Source organism: Massilia violaceinigra, from assembly GCF_002752675.1.
Classification (GTDB): domain Bacteria; phylum Pseudomonadota; class Gammaproteobacteria; order Burkholderiales; family Burkholderiaceae_D; genus Telluria_A; species Telluria_A violaceinigra.
Window position 1 is genome coordinate 4,096,538 of record NZ_CP024608.1, and the last position, 13,994, is coordinate 4,110,531.

General features: G+C 62.4%; 14 protein-coding genes. 13 read left to right on the forward strand and 1 reads right to left on the reverse strand.

Annotated features, from left to right (window positions below):
- Position 1: 1 nt before the first annotated feature.
- Positions 2-1,240, reverse strand: coding sequence for a kynureninase (kynU, locus tag CR152_RS18330; RefSeq protein WP_099876846.1), 1,239 nt, complete (start codon positions 1,238-1,240; stop codon positions 2-4).
- A gap of 622 nt (positions 1,241-1,862) precedes the next feature.
- On the opposite strand from kynU, the gene flhD reads away from it, so the two are divergent.
- The 13 genes from flhD (at position 1,863) to CR152_RS18395 (ending at position 13,902) form a co-directional block, all read left to right on the forward strand.
- Entirely contained in the window at positions 1,863-2,180 is a 318-nt protein-coding gene (gene flhD, locus CR152_RS18335) for a flagellar transcriptional regulator FlhD (RefSeq protein WP_054267168.1), read from the forward strand.
- Between the two features lie 57 nt (positions 2,181-2,237).
- Positions 2,238-2,834 carry a flagellar transcriptional regulator FlhC gene (flhC, locus tag CR152_RS18340; protein WP_099876849.1) on the forward strand — a complete coding sequence of 199 codons (597 nt, stop codon included), beginning with the start codon at positions 2,238-2,240 and terminating at the stop codon, positions 2,832-2,834.
- Entirely contained in the window at positions 2,831-3,655 is an 825-nt protein-coding gene (locus CR152_RS18345; RefSeq protein ID WP_229413445.1) for a class I SAM-dependent methyltransferase, read from the forward strand. Before flhC ends, CR152_RS18345 begins: the two co-directional genes overlap by 4 nt.
- A 186-nt stretch (positions 3,656-3,841) precedes the next feature.
- A complete protein-coding gene (gene motA, locus CR152_RS18350; protein WP_099876852.1) occupies positions 3,842-4,702 on the forward strand; it encodes a flagellar motor stator protein MotA in 861 nt (286 codons plus the stop codon).
- 56 nt (positions 4,703-4,758) lie between these two features.
- The gene (gene motB / locus CR152_RS18355) at positions 4,759-5,730 is read left to right on the forward strand and encodes a flagellar motor protein MotB (protein WP_099876855.1); all 972 of its coding nucleotides are present in this window, start codon (positions 4,759-4,761) and stop codon (positions 5,728-5,730) included.
- A gap of 28 nt (positions 5,731-5,758) precedes the next feature.
- The gene (locus tag CR152_RS18360; protein ID WP_099876858.1) at positions 5,759-6,307 is read left to right on the forward strand and encodes a chemotaxis protein; all 549 of its coding nucleotides are present in this window, start codon (positions 5,759-5,761) and stop codon (positions 6,305-6,307) included.
- Positions 6,308-6,367: 60 nt separating this feature from the next.
- A complete protein-coding gene (locus CR152_RS18365) occupies positions 6,368-6,733 on the forward strand; it encodes a response regulator (protein WP_054267173.1) in 366 nt (121 codons plus the stop codon).
- A 55-nt stretch (positions 6,734-6,788) separates the two neighbouring features.
- Positions 6,789-8,936, forward strand: coding sequence for a chemotaxis protein CheA (gene cheA, locus CR152_RS18370; protein WP_099876861.1), 2,148 nt, complete (start codon positions 6,789-6,791; stop codon positions 8,934-8,936).
- 36 nt (positions 8,937-8,972) lie between these two features.
- Positions 8,973-9,467: a chemotaxis protein CheW gene (locus tag CR152_RS18375; RefSeq protein ID WP_099876863.1), complete on the forward strand. Its 495-nt coding sequence runs from the start codon at positions 8,973-8,975 to the stop codon at positions 9,465-9,467.
- A gap of 90 nt (positions 9,468-9,557) precedes the next feature.
- Positions 9,558-11,267 (forward strand): methyl-accepting chemotaxis protein, encoded by a 1,710-nt coding sequence (locus tag CR152_RS18380; RefSeq protein WP_099876866.1) that lies wholly within the window; start codon positions 9,558-9,560, stop codon positions 11,265-11,267.
- A gap of 56 nt (positions 11,268-11,323) precedes the next feature.
- Positions 11,324-12,169, forward strand: coding sequence for a CheR family methyltransferase (locus CR152_RS18385; RefSeq protein WP_099876868.1), 846 nt, complete (start codon positions 11,324-11,326; stop codon positions 12,167-12,169).
- A 29-nt stretch (positions 12,170-12,198) separates the two neighbouring features.
- Positions 12,199-12,807 carry a chemoreceptor glutamine deamidase CheD gene (cheD, locus tag CR152_RS18390; protein WP_181002760.1) on the forward strand — a complete coding sequence of 203 codons (609 nt, stop codon included), beginning with the start codon at positions 12,199-12,201 and terminating at the stop codon, positions 12,805-12,807.
- Between the two features lie 30 nt (positions 12,808-12,837).
- Positions 12,838-13,902 (forward strand): protein-glutamate methylesterase/protein-glutamine glutaminase, encoded by a 1,065-nt coding sequence (locus tag CR152_RS18395; RefSeq protein WP_099876871.1) that lies wholly within the window; start codon positions 12,838-12,840, stop codon positions 13,900-13,902.
- The last annotated feature ends 92 nt before the right edge of the window (positions 13,903-13,994 follow it).

The following is a 13,994-nucleotide window of genomic DNA, read 5'->3' on the forward strand; positions in this document are numbered from 1 at the left end:
TTCAGGTAACGGCGCCGCGGCTGGCGGCAATATCGTAGGCTTGGTCGTCGAGGATCTGGCGCAGGATCTCGACCGCATCCCATACATCGGCGAAGCTGGTGTACAGCGGCGTGAAGCCGAAGCGCATGATGGCCGGCTCGCGGTAGTCGCCGATGACGCCGCGCGCGATCAGCGCTTGCATCACCGCGTAGCCGTGCGGGTGGGTGAAGCTGACCTGGCTGCCGCGCCTTGTGTGCTCGCGCGGGGTGGCAAGACCGAGCGGATGGGTGGCGCAGCGCGTCTCAACCAGGTCGATGAACGCATCGGTCAGGGCCAGCGACTTGGCGCGGATGGCGTGCATGTCGGTCTGTTCGAACACCTCCAGCCCGCACTCGACCAGGGTCAGCGAGACGATCGGCTGGGTGCCGCACAGCGCGCGCCCGATGCCGGCGGTGGGCGTGAATTCGGGCGCCATGGCGAAGGGCTTGGCGTGGCCCCACCAGCCCGACAGCGGCTGGCTGAAGGCGCCCTGGTGGCGTTCGGGCACCCAGATGAAGGCCGGGGCGCCCGGGCCGCCGTTGAGGTACTTGTAGGTGCAGCCGACGGCCAGGTCGGCGCCGTCGCGCTGCAGGTCGACGGGGACGGCGCCGGCCGAATGGGCCAGGTCCCACAGGATCAGCGCCCCTTGCGCGTGCGCGTGGCGGCTCATGGCGGCCATGTCGTGCTGGTAGCCGGTGCGGTAGTTGACGTGGGTGAGCATGACGACGGCGCAGTCGGCGCCGATGGCGGCCGGCAGTTCTTCCGCAGAGTCGACCAGGCGCACCTGGTAGCCGCGGTCGAGCCAGCTGGTCAGGCCCTGGGCCATATATATGTCAGTGGGGAAGTTGCCGCGCTCGGTGACGATGACCTTGCGCCCAGGGGCGCCGGACTGCATGTGCAGGGCCGAAGCGAGTGCCTTGAACAGGTTGAGCGAGGTGGTGTCGTTGACAACGACTTCACCGGCGCGCGCGCCGATCAGGGGAGCCAGGCGGTCGCCGAGGCGCTTGGGCAGGTCGAACCAGCCGGCCGTGTTCCAGCTGCGGATCAGGTCCTGGCCCCATTCGCGCGCGATCACGTCCTGGGCGCGGGCGAGCGCGGCGCGCGGACGGGCGCCCAGCGAGTTGCCGTCGAGGTAGATTACACCCTCGGGCAAGTCGAATTGCTGGCGCAGGGGGGCGAGGGCGTCGCCGGCGTCGAGGGCAAGACAGTCGTTACGGTTCATCGTTCACCTCAAGAAATACTTTAGGCTTCATCTAATTTAAGCCGGTGCGGGAGTGTAGCAAGAATTCGGCGCGGATTGGCAGCCTGGCATGGCTTTGCTGTAGGGGAGTTAGCCGGAGCTGAATCGCTCCGGCGCGGCAAGCTGCGCCCTTTCCGGATGCGCGCCTGCTACGGATGAGTTGTATCTGCGACACACTTAAATTTTTCGCCACAAAAATTTCTGAAAAAAGATGCATTCGGGCCCTAAAGTTTCGTCCGGGCATGCCGCTAACAACTCAGACACGGGGGAATCCGAAGAATAATTTGAATTCTTTTCAAATTATTTTAAAAAAACCCTCAAGTTCTCCAGCAGTTTGACGTAACCGGTACAAGACGACAGAAAAACCGCGTCGACGGGTCAGTTACACCGCGTCCCACAAATCGCTTTTCCGCCCTGGTTTCATAGGGGCGCGACCATGATCCGGCAGTGTTCGTAGGACGAACACCTACGGACTCGCCTCATCTGTACCTCACCCAAAATACAGGCGCGCGCCTATTCTCGTATTGTTGCTGTACAGTCAGAATCTATCTCACTGGCAATACGAACACAGCGCCAGATTTCAACGGATTGAAGGAGACGGAAAATGACTGCGAACGACATGATGGCTGAAATTCGTGATGCGAACCTGAGCTACCTGATGCTCGCCCAGCAGATGATTCGCGCCGACAAAGTGACCGCGATCTTCCGTCTCGGGATTTCGGCGGACATCGCTGAACTGATCGAAAACATGAGCAATTCCCAGATCCTGAAGCTGGCCGGCGGCAACATGATGCTGGCGCGCTTCCGTTTCGACGACAGTGCTATTCTGTCGATGTTGACCAACAACAGCAAAGACCGCGTTCTCGCCCAGTCCCACGCCGCCATCCTGATGGCCGGCCAGGCAGTCGAAGAAATCGTTTAAAGCTCGTTGGCTTTTTTGCAGCAAGCGCCGCTGAAAACAGCAACGTCGGGAGTCCTCATGTCCAAGAAAAGCGTCGTATCGGAAGCCCAGGAAATCCAGCTGGCGATCGAATTGATTCACCTTGGCGCCCGGCTGCAACTGCTCGAAACCGAGGTCTCGCTCTCGCGCGAACGCCTTCTCAAGCTGTACAAGGAACTCAAGGGCGTCTCGCCGCCCAAAGGCATGCTGCCTTTCTCGACCGACTGGTTCCTCACCTGGCAGCCGAATATCCATTCCTCGCTGTTCATCAATATCCATAAATTCCTCACCGACCACGCCGGCGCCACCGGCATCGAAGCGGTCATGAAGGCGTACAAGCTGTACCTCGAACAGATGCCGCCCGAGCCCGGTGTCGAACCGCTGCTGTCGCTGACGCGCGCGTGGACTCTGGTGCGCTTCTTCCAGAGCAAGATGCTGGCCATGGCCCCGTGCGACAAGTGCCAGGGCAAGTTCGTGGTCGATTGCCTGGACCTGAACCACGCTTACCAGTGCGGCCTGTGCAACATGCCTTCGCGCGCCGGCAAGACCAAGAAGGTCAAGGACGCCAAGGATGCCAAGGACGCCAGCGACGCCAAGGATGCCCACGACGCCGCCGCGGCGCTGCACGGCGCGTGACCACCGGCCAAGCCCCTCGTACCCCTCGTACCTCCTCCGAAGGGCAGGGCGCAAGCCTTGCCCTTCGCCGCATCTGGCGCGTGCCCGCGGCGCAGGCGCTGGTGCTGCAGTGCGCCGCCGTTCCGCTGACCCTGATCGTGGTGTTCCTGCTGGCGCGCGCCGGCGCCAGCCTGTCTTACGCCGACGCCGCCCTGATCCAGGGCATCCTGGCCTGCGCCCTGACGCGCCTGCGCGGCCTGGCCGTGTGGTGGCTCGGCATCCAGCTGGTGTTTCCGCTGGCCCTGATGGGCACGCACCGCCTGCAGATTCCGCCGCTGCTGTTTCTGGCCATCTTCCTGTTCCTGCTGGCCCTGTACTGGTCGACCTTCCGCACCCAGGTGCCGTACTACCCGTCCGGCAAGTGGGTGTGGAATGAAGTCGACAAGCTGCTGCCGAACGACAAGCCGCTGCTGGTGGTCGATATCGGCAGCGGCCTGGGCGGGTTTACGATGGAGATGGCGCGCCGCCGGCCGGCCTCGCAATTTGTCGGCATCGAACTGGCGCCGCTGCCGTGGCTGCTCAGCTGGATGCGCGCGCGCCTGAGCGGCAGCCGTGCCCGTTTCGTGCGCGGCGATTACGACCATCTTGATTTCGGCAGCTACGACGCGGTGTTCGCTTATCTGTCGCCGGCGGCCATGAGCGCCTTATGGAAGAAGGCATCGCGCGAGATGCGTCCGGGTGCGATTTTGCTCAGTTATGAGTTTCTGATAACGGAAAAAACACCGGATATTATTCTTATGCCTACAGGGCGTGGCGCGCCTCTGTACGGATGGCACTTTTAGGAGACAACCGGGAGGGTTTTCCTTGCCGCTCGCGCCTTCTCACGCTATTGTAGTTCCGTATGTAAATTAAATGAATCGAGCTTTTTAAAGATCCGACAGCATGAATTGCCATTCATATATTGGCGTTGTTATCTTTAAAACGTCGGGCGCTGCCCGAGCTCTTTCCACCTTGGGAGTCAGCGCACTTTGTTAGTCATACTCGGATACATCATCGTTTGCGGGTCGGTCTTCGGCGGCTTTGCCGCCAGTGGCGGCCACCTCGCGTCGCTGTTCCAGCCGCTCGAACTGGTGATGATCGGCGGTGCGGCTTTCGGCGCTTTCTTCGTCGGCAACAATAGCAAATCGATCAAGGCCACGCTCAAGGCCGTTCCCGGCCTGTTCAAGGGCTCGCGTTATACCAAGGACCTGTATATGGAAATGATGTCGCTGCTGTTCGACGTCCTTTCCAAGGTGCGCAAGGAAGGCTTGATGTCGATTGAAGGCGATATCGAAAATCCGGAACAAAGCCCGGTATTTTCCAAATATCCCGGCGTGCTGGCCGACCACCATATTGTCGAATTCATGACCGATTATCTACGGCTGATGGTATCGGGAAATATGGATGCTTTCCAGATTGAAAATCTGATGGATAACGAAATTGAAACGCACCACCATGAAGGCGCGGTGCCGGCCCATTGCATCGCCAAGCTGGGCGACGGCTTGCCGGCGTTCGGCATCGTGGCCGCGGTGATGGGCGTGGTGCACACGATGGAGTCGGTCGGCATTCCGCCGGCCGAACTGGGCATCCTGATCGCCAAGGCGCTGGTCGGTACTTTTCTGGGTATTTTGCTGGCGTACGGCTTCGTCGGTCCGCTGGCCAGCCTGCTCGAACAAAAGCTGGAAGAGTCGACCAAGATGTTTCAGTGCGTGAAAGTGACCCTGCTGGCCAGCCTGAACGGCTACGCGCCGGCGCTGGCGGTCGAATTCGGGCGCAAGGTGCTGTATTCGACCGAGCGCCCGACCTTTGCCGAGCTGGAAGAACACATCAAGAAATCGAAGACCAAATAAGCCCATCATGCACAGCGACCCTTCTTCTTGCATGATGCCGACCGCACGGAGCGCTTATGTCCGATGAAGGCTTGCGCCCGATTATCGTCAAGCGCATCAAGAAGACCGCCGGCGGCCACCACGGCGGCGCCTGGAAGATCGCCTACGCCGACTTCGTGACGGCGATGATGGCCTTCTTCCTGCTCATGTGGCTGCTGGGCTCGACCAGCAAGGGTGACTTGAACGGCATTTCCGACTTTTTCCAGACCCCGCTGAAGGTGGCGATGGCGGGCGGCTCGGGCAGCGGCGACAGTTCTTCGATCGTGCAGGGCGGCGGGCAGGACCTGTCGCGCCGCAACGGCCAGGTCAAGCGCGGCAGCAACGATCCGGACAAGAAGAATTACGACCTGAAAGCGGCCAAGGCGATTCTCGAAGCAGCCGAAGCGGACCGCCTGAAAACGCTCAAGGCCAAGCTGGAAGCGACCATCGAGGCCAATCCGCTGCTGAAGAAATACAAGAACCAGCTGCTGCTCGATATCACCAGCGAAGGTTTGCGGATCCAGATCGTGGACGAATTGAACCGGCCGATGTTCAACCTGGCCAAGGCCGAACTGCAGCCGTACACGCGCGACATCCTGCACGTGATCGGGATCGTGCTCAACGAAGTACCGAACCGGATCGGCCTGTCGGGCCACACCGATTCGACGCCCTACATGAGCGACACCGGCTACAGCAACTGGGAATTGTCGGCCGACCGCGCCAACGCCTCGCGGCGCGAACTGGTCATCGGCGGCATGAGCGACGCCAAGATCCTGCGCGTGGTGGGGCTGGCCGCGGCCGCGCCGCTGGACCGCCAGGACCCGTTTTCGGCGATGAACCGGCGCATCAGCATCATCGTGATGAACAAGCGCACCGAAGAAGCGGTGATGCGCGATGGCGCCTCGCTGGACGTGCCGGAGCAGTCGGGCGTCGCTACGCCGGGCGTCGCTACGCCGGCAGCGGCGGCAGGGCAAACAGCGGCACCGGCGGTGCCGAAGGCAGCGCCATGATGGTCAGGGAAGATAGGGGAGAGGGCGAATGACAAGAAAGAAAATACTGGGCTCGCACGTGAAGCGCTTGCTGTCGGGCGTGTCGGATCACGGCAAGAAGCACCTGACGGAAGTCGAGACCGATCTGATCCAGACCGAGCTGCTGCTGGAGGAAGCCATCGACAAGCTCACCAGCAGCTTCATGGCGATCCACACGGCGGTCGGAGCCCAGCAGGACACCATCAACCTGCTGCTGGCCGGCGGCACCCCGAGCGCGGAGGATGGCGCGCGCCTCGGCGGCATGTCCGACGAGATCGGCGCGCACGTGAATACGGCCATCACCAGCATGCAGTTCCAGGACATGACGAGCCAGCTGATCGACCGCACCCTGAAACGGGTGACCGGCCTGCGCGAATTTCTCGGCACCCTGGGCTCGCACGGCGCCGACATCGTGCCGGAGGCGGGCAGCGAGGAGATCGTCGAACTGCTCGGCAAGGTCAGCATGGCGCTGGCGATCCAGTCGCTCGAATTACGCAGTGTACTAAGAAAAGCAGTCAATCAGCAGCATCTGGAAAGTGGCGACATAGAACTGTTTTAAGGTTCACTCTCGATGATTATGGGCGCGGTGCCCCCGATTTAAAAAAAAGCAGGAGCAAAAATGGCTAAAACAATACTCGCAGTTGACGATTCCAGTTCGCTGCGCCAGATGGTGGCATTCAGTCTCAAGGCCGCCGGTTATCTCGTGGTGGAAGCGGTCGACGGCCAGGACGGGTTGGAAAAGGCCAAGCAGCAGACGGTCGACCTGGTGCTGACCGACCAGAACATGCCGCGCATGGACGGCCTGTCGCTGATCAAGCTGCTGCGCGGCCTGCCCGCGTACCAGAAGGTGCCGATCCTGATGCTGACCACCGAATCGTCCGACGAAATGAAGACCAAGGGACGCGCGGCCGGCGCCAACGGCTGGCTGGTCAAGCCGTTCGACCCGCAGCGCCTGATCGAAGTGGTCAAAAAAGTCATCGGCTGATGACCGGGGTGGGAGCACGCGCAATGATGCATCGCGAAATTCACGGAGTCTGAACATGACCATCGACATAAGCCAGTTTTTCCAGGTCTTCTTCGATGAAGCCGAAGAACTGCTGGCCGAAAAAGAGCGTCTGCTGCTGGCCGTCGACATTGCGTCGCCGGATCCGGAAGACCTGAACGCCATTTTCCGCACCGCCCACTCGATCAAGGGCGGTTCGTCGACGTTCGGCCTGAACGACATGACCGAAGTGACGCACATCCTCGAGTCGCTGCTCGACCGCATCCGCAAGGGTGAAATGGCGCTCACCGCCGAGCACGTGGACGCCTTTTTGGCGGCCAAGGACATCCTCAAGATGCAGCTCGACGGCCACCGCAACGGCGCCCACGTCGACCAGGATGCCGTGGCCGACGTGCGCATGATGCTGCAGGAGCTCTCGCAGGACGTGGTGCCGGTGGCCGCGCCGCCGGCGCCGTCGTTCATACAGAGTTCGATCAAGGCCAACGTGAGCAGCGGCGGGCGGCGCTTTCGCATCGAGATGCCGCATGTCGAGCAGCGCGACGTCAATGCGCTGACCGCCGAACTGGGGCTGCTCGGGCGCGTGTCGGTCATGCCGCTGCCGGGCGAGCGCCATGCGATCACTGTCACGACCCACGAGTCGCTCGAGGACATCATCGCGATCTGCTCGTTCGTGCTCAATCCCGACGACCTGAAAATCTTCGAGGCGCCCGCGCTCACGCCCGAACAGCAGGTCATCGAAGACCGCGAACGGGCCAAGGTCGAAGACGACATGGGCTACGGCTTCTTCGACCCGATCGACGCGCCGAGCCAGGAACAGACCGACGAGGAACGCGGCTACGGCTTCTTCCAGCCGATCGAGCATATCCGCGCCAGCGCCGGCATTGTGGCGCCGCCGGCGGCCAGCGCGGCGCCGGCCGCCGTGCGCGCCGAGCCGCTCGACGTCACCGAGACGGCCGAGAAAAAGGTCGTCAAGAAGGACGACAAGCACGCCGCCGCCGAATCGTCGTCGATCCGCGTCTCGATCGAGAAGGTCGACCAGTTGATCAACCTGATCGGCGAACTGGTGATCACCCAGGCCATGATCGAGCAGCGCAGCGACGCGCTCGACCCGATGCTGCACGAGCGCCTGTTGAACAGCGTCAGCCAGCTCACGCGCAATACGCGCGACCTGCAGGAAGCGGTCATGTCGATCCGCATGATGCCGATGGATTTCGTGTTCTCGCGCTTTCCGCGCATGGTGCGCGACCTGGCGGCCAAATTGGGCAAGAAGGTCGACTTCATCACCAACGGCGCCGCCACCGAATTGGACAAGGGCCTGATCGAGCGCATCGTCGATCCGCTCACCCACCTGGTACGCAACAGCATCGACCACGGCATCGAAATGCCGGAAGCGCGCGCCGCCGCCGGCAAGACCGAAGCGGGGCGCCTGTTCCTCTCGGCCGGCCACCAGGGCGGCAATATCGTGATCGAAGTATCCGACGACGGCGCCGGCCTGAACCGCGACCGTATTCTCGCCAAGGCGGCCCAGAGCGGGCTGCCGGTGAGCGAGAACATGAGCGACGCGGACGTGTGGCAGCTCATTTTCGCGCCCGGCTTTTCGACCGCCGAAACCGTGACCGACGTGTCGGGACGCGGCGTGGGCATGGATGTCGTCAAGCGCAACATCATGGCCATGGGCGGCTCGGTCGATATCCGCTCGGCCAAGGGCTTCGGCACCACGATCTCGATCTCGCTGCCGCTCACGCTGGCCATTTTGGACGGCATGTCGATCCGCTGCGGCGAAGAAGTGTACATCCTGCCGCTCGGCTTCGTGGTCGAGTCGCTCCAGCCTTCGCCGGAAGACATCAAGGAAATCTCCGGGCGCGGCCCCGTGATCAAGGTGCGCGGCGAATACCTGCCCCTCATTCCGCTGTACCAGATGTTCGACATCGTGCCGCGCTTTACCAATCCGTGCGAAGGCATTGTCGTGATCCTGGAGTCGGACGGGCGCAAGGCCGGGCTGTTTGTCGATGATCTGGTCGGGCAGCAGCAGGTCGTGGTCAAGAACCTCGAATCGAATTACCGCAAGGTGACCGGGATTTCCGGCGCCACCATCCTCGGCGATGGCGGCGTGTCGCTCATTCTCGATGTCTCGGCCCTGATGCGCTCCTCGCGCCAGCTGGCCGACGACGCCATCTTCTCCTAACCAATACCAGCAACCAGATAGGAATTCATCATGTCAATGACCTCAACCTCCGCCAAGAACGGCGACGTCAAGGATGGCGCCGGAAGCGAGTTCCTGGCCTTCACGCTCGGCTCCGAAGAATACGGGATCGACATCCTGAAAGTGCAGGAAATCCGCGGCTACGAAGTGGTGACCCGCATCGCCAACGCGCCAGAGTTCATCAAGGGCGTGATCAACCTGCGCGGCATCATCATTCCGGTGGTGGACATGCGCATCAAGTTCAACCTCGGCACCCCGGTGTACGACCAGTTCACGGTGGTCATCATCCTCAATATCGGCGGGCGCATCATGGGCGTGGTGGTCGACAGCGTCTCCGACGTGACCACCCTTACGCCCGAGCAGATCAAGCCGGCCCCGGAAATGGGCACCGCCTTCGGTTCCGACTACCTGGTCGGCCTGGGCACGGTCGACGAGCGCATGCTGATCCTGATCGACATCGACAAGCTGATGTCGTCTGGCGAAATGGGCCTGATCGAAAAACTGGCCGCCTGAGACACGCAAGACGGATAACCGCAAGGCCGGCGCGAGCGGTTCGACAGAAGCTGCCACGCCACCATCATATGAAGTATCGAGGAGAGAACGATGAATCTGCGCGATTTTAGAATAGGTACGCGTCTGGCCTTCGGTTTCGGCAGCATCCTGCTGATTCTGGTGGCGATGGCGTTGATGGCGAGTTTGCTCAATTCGCGCAACAAGAACAGCCTGATGACGGGTCTGGCCAGCGCCAGCGCCCAGAACCTGCATGCGGCAAGCATGAAGAGCGCGATGCTCGAAACCGGCATCGCCATGCGCAATATCGGCCTGCAGGCCGACGTCGCGCTGATGCAGAAGGAACAGGACAAGGTCAAGGTGCAGAGCAAGCGCTATGAAGAGGCGCGCACCAAGCTGCAGGCCACCGGCCTGGACGAAGCCGAAACCAAGCTGCTCTCCGACATCGCCGCGCTCGACAAGGAAGTCGACGTCGCCTTCAAGGAAGCCATCGGCCAGGTGCTGGCGTTTAACAGCGAAGGCGCGGCCAAGGTGATCGCCCAGCGCATCGATCCGCTGAACCAGAAGACGCTCGATGTGCTCAACAAGCTGGTCGACAAGCAGCAGCTGGAAGCGGACGATTTCCTCAAGAAGTCGGTGCTGGCCGACCAGCGCGTGGGCATGATCATGTTCGGGGTGTGCGCCCTGGCCGTGGCGCTGGGCGTGGTGTGCGCCCTGGTCATCACGCGCTCGATCGCCGCGCCCCTGCTGGGCGCCGTGCGGGTGGCCAAGAAGGTCGCCGCGGGCGAGCTGACCTCGGAAATCCGGGTCGAGGGCAAGGATGAAACGAGCGAATTGCTGCAGGCGCTCAAGGACATGAACGACAGCCTGTCGAAGACCGTGGGCGACGTGCGCTCCGGGACCGACATGATCACCGTGGCTTCGCAGGAAATCGCCTCGGGCAACGCCGACCTGTCCTCGCGCACCGAGTCGCAAGCCAGTTCGCTCGAAGAAACCGCCAGCTCGATGGAAGAACTGACCAGCACCGTCAAGCAGAATGCCGACAATGCGCGCCAGGCCAACCAGCTGGCCGTGTCGGCATCGTCGGTGGCGGTCAAGGGTGGCGCCGTGGTGTCGCAGGTTGTCGATACGATGGGCTCGATCAAGGAAAGCTCGCGCAAGATCGTCGACATCATCGGCGTGATCGACGGCATCGCCTTCCAGACCAACATCCTGGCGCTGAACGCCGCGGTGGAAGCGGCGCGCGCCGGCGAACAGGGGCGCGGCTTCGCGGTGGTGGCGTCGGAAGTGCGCAACCTGGCGCAGCGCTCGGCCGGCGCGGCCAAGGAAATCAAGTCGCTGATCGGCGACTCGGTCGACAAGGTCGATGCCGGCAGCAAGCTGGTCGACGAAGCCGGCCAGACCATGGACCTGATCGTGACCTCGATCAAGCAGGTGGCCGACATCATGGGCGAGATCACCGCGGCGACCCAGGAACAGAGCAACGGCATCGAAGAAGTCAACCAGGCCATCACCCAGATGGACGAGATGACGCAGCAGAACGCGGCCCTGGTCGAGCAAGCCGCGGCAGCGGCCGAGAGCATGCAGGAACAGGCGCAGTTGCTGGCCGCCGCCGTGAGCATCTTCAAGCTCAGTGGCGACGAGCGCAAGGCGGCGGTGCATGCGCCGGCCCCTTCCCGCGCCGCGCCGGCGCCGCAGCGCGCCCCGGCGCGCGCGGTGGCCACCGTGGCCAAGCCGGCGCCGGCATCGAAGCCGCGCAAGCTGGCCGCGGCGGCGCCGGGAGACGACTGGGAAGAGTTTTAAGCTGCCGGCGGCCAGCCGGCCGCACGCGCATATCAACGGAAACAGGGTGAAGCAAGGTGACGCAAACGAAAACGGAAACCGTCAAGGAATTCAACTTCACCAAAAGTGATTTTGAGCGCGTGCGCGCACTGATTTACCAGCGCGCTGGCATTTCGCTGGCCGACAGCAAGCAGGAAATGGTCTACAGCCGCCTGGCGCGCCGCCTGCGCGCCACCGGCATCGTCTCGTTCGGGCGCTACCTGGACGACCTGGAAGCGGGGCGCCTGGGCGAGGAGTGGGAGTCGTTCACCAACGCGCTCACCACCAACCTGACTTCGTTCTTCCGCGAATCGCACCACTTCCCGCTGCTGGCCGAGCATGTGAAAAAGCTGCGCGACCATCCGATCCAGATCTGGTGCTCGGCCGCTTCCACCGGCGAGGAACCGTATTCGATCGCCATGACCGTGTGCGAAGCGTTCAACACGCTCACCCCGCCGGTGCAGATCATCGCCACCGACATCGACACCAACGTGCTGGCCACGGGCGCCAACGGCGTGTACGGGATCGAGCGCATCGAGAAGCTCGAACCGGAACGCGCGCGGCGCTTTTTCTTGCGCGGCAAGGGCGACCAGGAAGGCATGGTGCGGGTGCGTCCCGAACTGCGCCAGCTGGTCACCTTCAAGCAGCTCAATTTATTGGGCGACGGCTGGCCCCTGAAAGGCCCGTTCGACGTCATTTTCTGCCGTAACGTGATGATCTATTTCGACAAGGCGACCCAGCGCAAGATCCTGTCGCGCTTCGTGCCGCTGATGAAGCCCGACGCACTGCTGTTTGCCGGCCACTCCGAGAATTTCCTGTACGTGTCGGAGTCGCTCAAACTGCGTGGCAAAACCGTGTACGAACTCGATGGTCGCCGGAGCTGATGCGACCCGCAGTGAACTGAGAACTGAACATGGCTATCGAAATCAAAGAACAATTCGCAACCAACGTGTATTACGACCGCACCTTCGACTGCGACGCGGCCAAGATCCTGCCGGGCGAGTACTACTACACGCCCAAGGACATGCTGATCGTGACGGTGCTCGGTTCCTGCGTGTCGGCCTGCATCCGCGACAAGGTCACCGGTCTGGGCGGCATGAACCACTTCATGCTGCCGGACGGCGGCAGTGATCCGAACAGCCCGATTTCGGCCTCGATGCGCTACGGGACGTACGCGATGGAAGTGCTGATCAACGACCTGCTCAAGGCCGGCGCGCGGCGCGAGAACATGGAAGCGAAAGTGTTCGGCGGCGGCGCGGTGCTGCGCGGCTTTACCGCGATTAACGTGGGCGAACGCAATGCGGCGTTCGTCATGAACTTCCTGAAAACCGAAAAGATGCGCGTGGTGGCCGAAGACCTGAACGACATCTGGCCGCGCAAGGTGTATTTTTTCCCGCGCACCGGCAAGGTGCTGGTCAAGAAGCTGATGCAGACCCATAACGATACCCTGGCGCGGCGCGAACTCGATTACGCCAGCCGCCTCAAGGTCGAACCGGTCGGCGGCGCGATCGATCTGTTTTAGCCTACCGCTCCTGAATCCTGAAAGCCCTATATGAAGATCAAAGTACTGATCGTGGACGACTCGGCGCTGATCCGCAGCGTCATGAGCGAGATCATTTCGAGCCAGCCCGACATGGAAGTGGTGGGCGTGGCGCCCGATCCGCTGGTGGCGCGTGAACTGATCAAGCAGACCAACCCGGACGTGCTCACGCTCGACGTCGAGATGCCCAAGATGGACGGCCTCGACTTCCTCGAAAAGCTGATGCGCCTGCGCCCGATGCCGGTGGTGATGGTGTCCTCGCTGACCGAGCGCGGCTCCGAAATCACCATGCGCGCGCTGGAACTGGGCGCGGTCGATTTCGTGACCAAGCCGAAGATCTCGATCCAGAGCGGCATGCGCGAATACACGGAACTGATCTCGGACAAGATCCGCGCCGCGTCCAAGGCGCGCATCAAGCCGCGCACCGTCACCAGCGAAAAGCCGGCCGGCGCGCTGCCGGCCCTGCGCAATCCGCTCACGTCGTCGGAAAAGCTGATCATCATCGGCGCCTCCACCGGCGGCACCGAAGCGATCCGCGAATTCCTGATGCAGATGCCGTCCGACTGTCCCGGCATCCTGATCGCCCAGCATATGCCGGAAGGGTTCACCACCTCGTTTGCGCGCCGTCTCGACAGCCTGTGCAAGATCAGCGTGCGCGAAGCGGCCGGCGACGAGCGCGTGCTGCCCGGCCACGCCTACATCGCGCCGGGCCACTCGCACCTGCTGCTGGCGCGTTCGGGCGCCAATTATGTCACCCGCATCGAGCAGAGCGAACCGGTCAACCGGCACCGCCCCTCGGTCGACGTGCTGTTCCGCTCGGCGGCCCAGGCGGCCGGTAAAAATGCGGTCGGGGTGATCCTGACCGGGATGGGCAAGGACGGCGCGGCCGGCATGCTCGACATGAAAACGGCGGGGGCCTACAACTTCGCCCAGGACGAGGCATCGTGCGTGGTGTTCGGCATGCCGCGCGAAGCGATCGCCATGGGCGGCACCCACGAAGTGGGGGCCCTGAGCGCGCTGCCGGGCATGGTCCTTGGCTATCTGGCAACGCATGGCAGCCGCGCGTTGCGCGTTTGATCCGGTTTGGTCTGGTTTGGTCCGAATTACTGTCTTTTTGCTGCTCGTTTATTCGCTTCACAGCAACAAAACTGCTATCCTTTAGTCTGCTT

What these genes read in the sequence shown, in the direction of transcription:
- CR152_RS18380 (WP_099876866.1), top strand. Translation starts at nt 9,558, where the DNA reads ATGAATCTGCGCGATTTTAGAATAGGTACGCGTCTGGCCTTCGGTTTC.
- kynU (WP_099876846.1), bottom strand. Translation starts at nt 1,240, where the DNA reads ATGAACCGTAACGACTGTCTTGCCCTCGACGCCGGCGACGCCCTCGCC.
- cheD (WP_181002760.1), top strand. Translation starts at nt 12,199, where the DNA reads ATGGCTATCGAAATCAAAGAACAATTCGCAACCAACGTGTATTACGAC.
- flhD (WP_054267168.1), top strand. Translation starts at nt 1,863, where the DNA reads ATGACTGCGAACGACATGATGGCTGAAATTCGTGATGCGAACCTGAGC.
- flhC (WP_099876849.1), top strand. Translation starts at nt 2,238, where the DNA reads ATGTCCAAGAAAAGCGTCGTATCGGAAGCCCAGGAAATCCAGCTGGCG.
- motB (WP_099876855.1), top strand. Translation starts at nt 4,759, where the DNA reads ATGTCCGATGAAGGCTTGCGCCCGATTATCGTCAAGCGCATCAAGAAG.
- CR152_RS18360 (WP_099876858.1), top strand. Translation starts at nt 5,759, where the DNA reads ATGACAAGAAAGAAAATACTGGGCTCGCACGTGAAGCGCTTGCTGTCG.
- CR152_RS18365 (WP_054267173.1), top strand. Translation starts at nt 6,368, where the DNA reads ATGGCTAAAACAATACTCGCAGTTGACGATTCCAGTTCGCTGCGCCAG.
- cheA (WP_099876861.1), top strand. Translation starts at nt 6,789, where the DNA reads ATGACCATCGACATAAGCCAGTTTTTCCAGGTCTTCTTCGATGAAGCC.
- CR152_RS18395 (WP_099876871.1), top strand. Translation starts at nt 12,838, where the DNA reads ATGAAGATCAAAGTACTGATCGTGGACGACTCGGCGCTGATCCGCAGC.
- CR152_RS18375 (WP_099876863.1), top strand. Translation starts at nt 8,973, where the DNA reads ATGACCTCAACCTCCGCCAAGAACGGCGACGTCAAGGATGGCGCCGGA.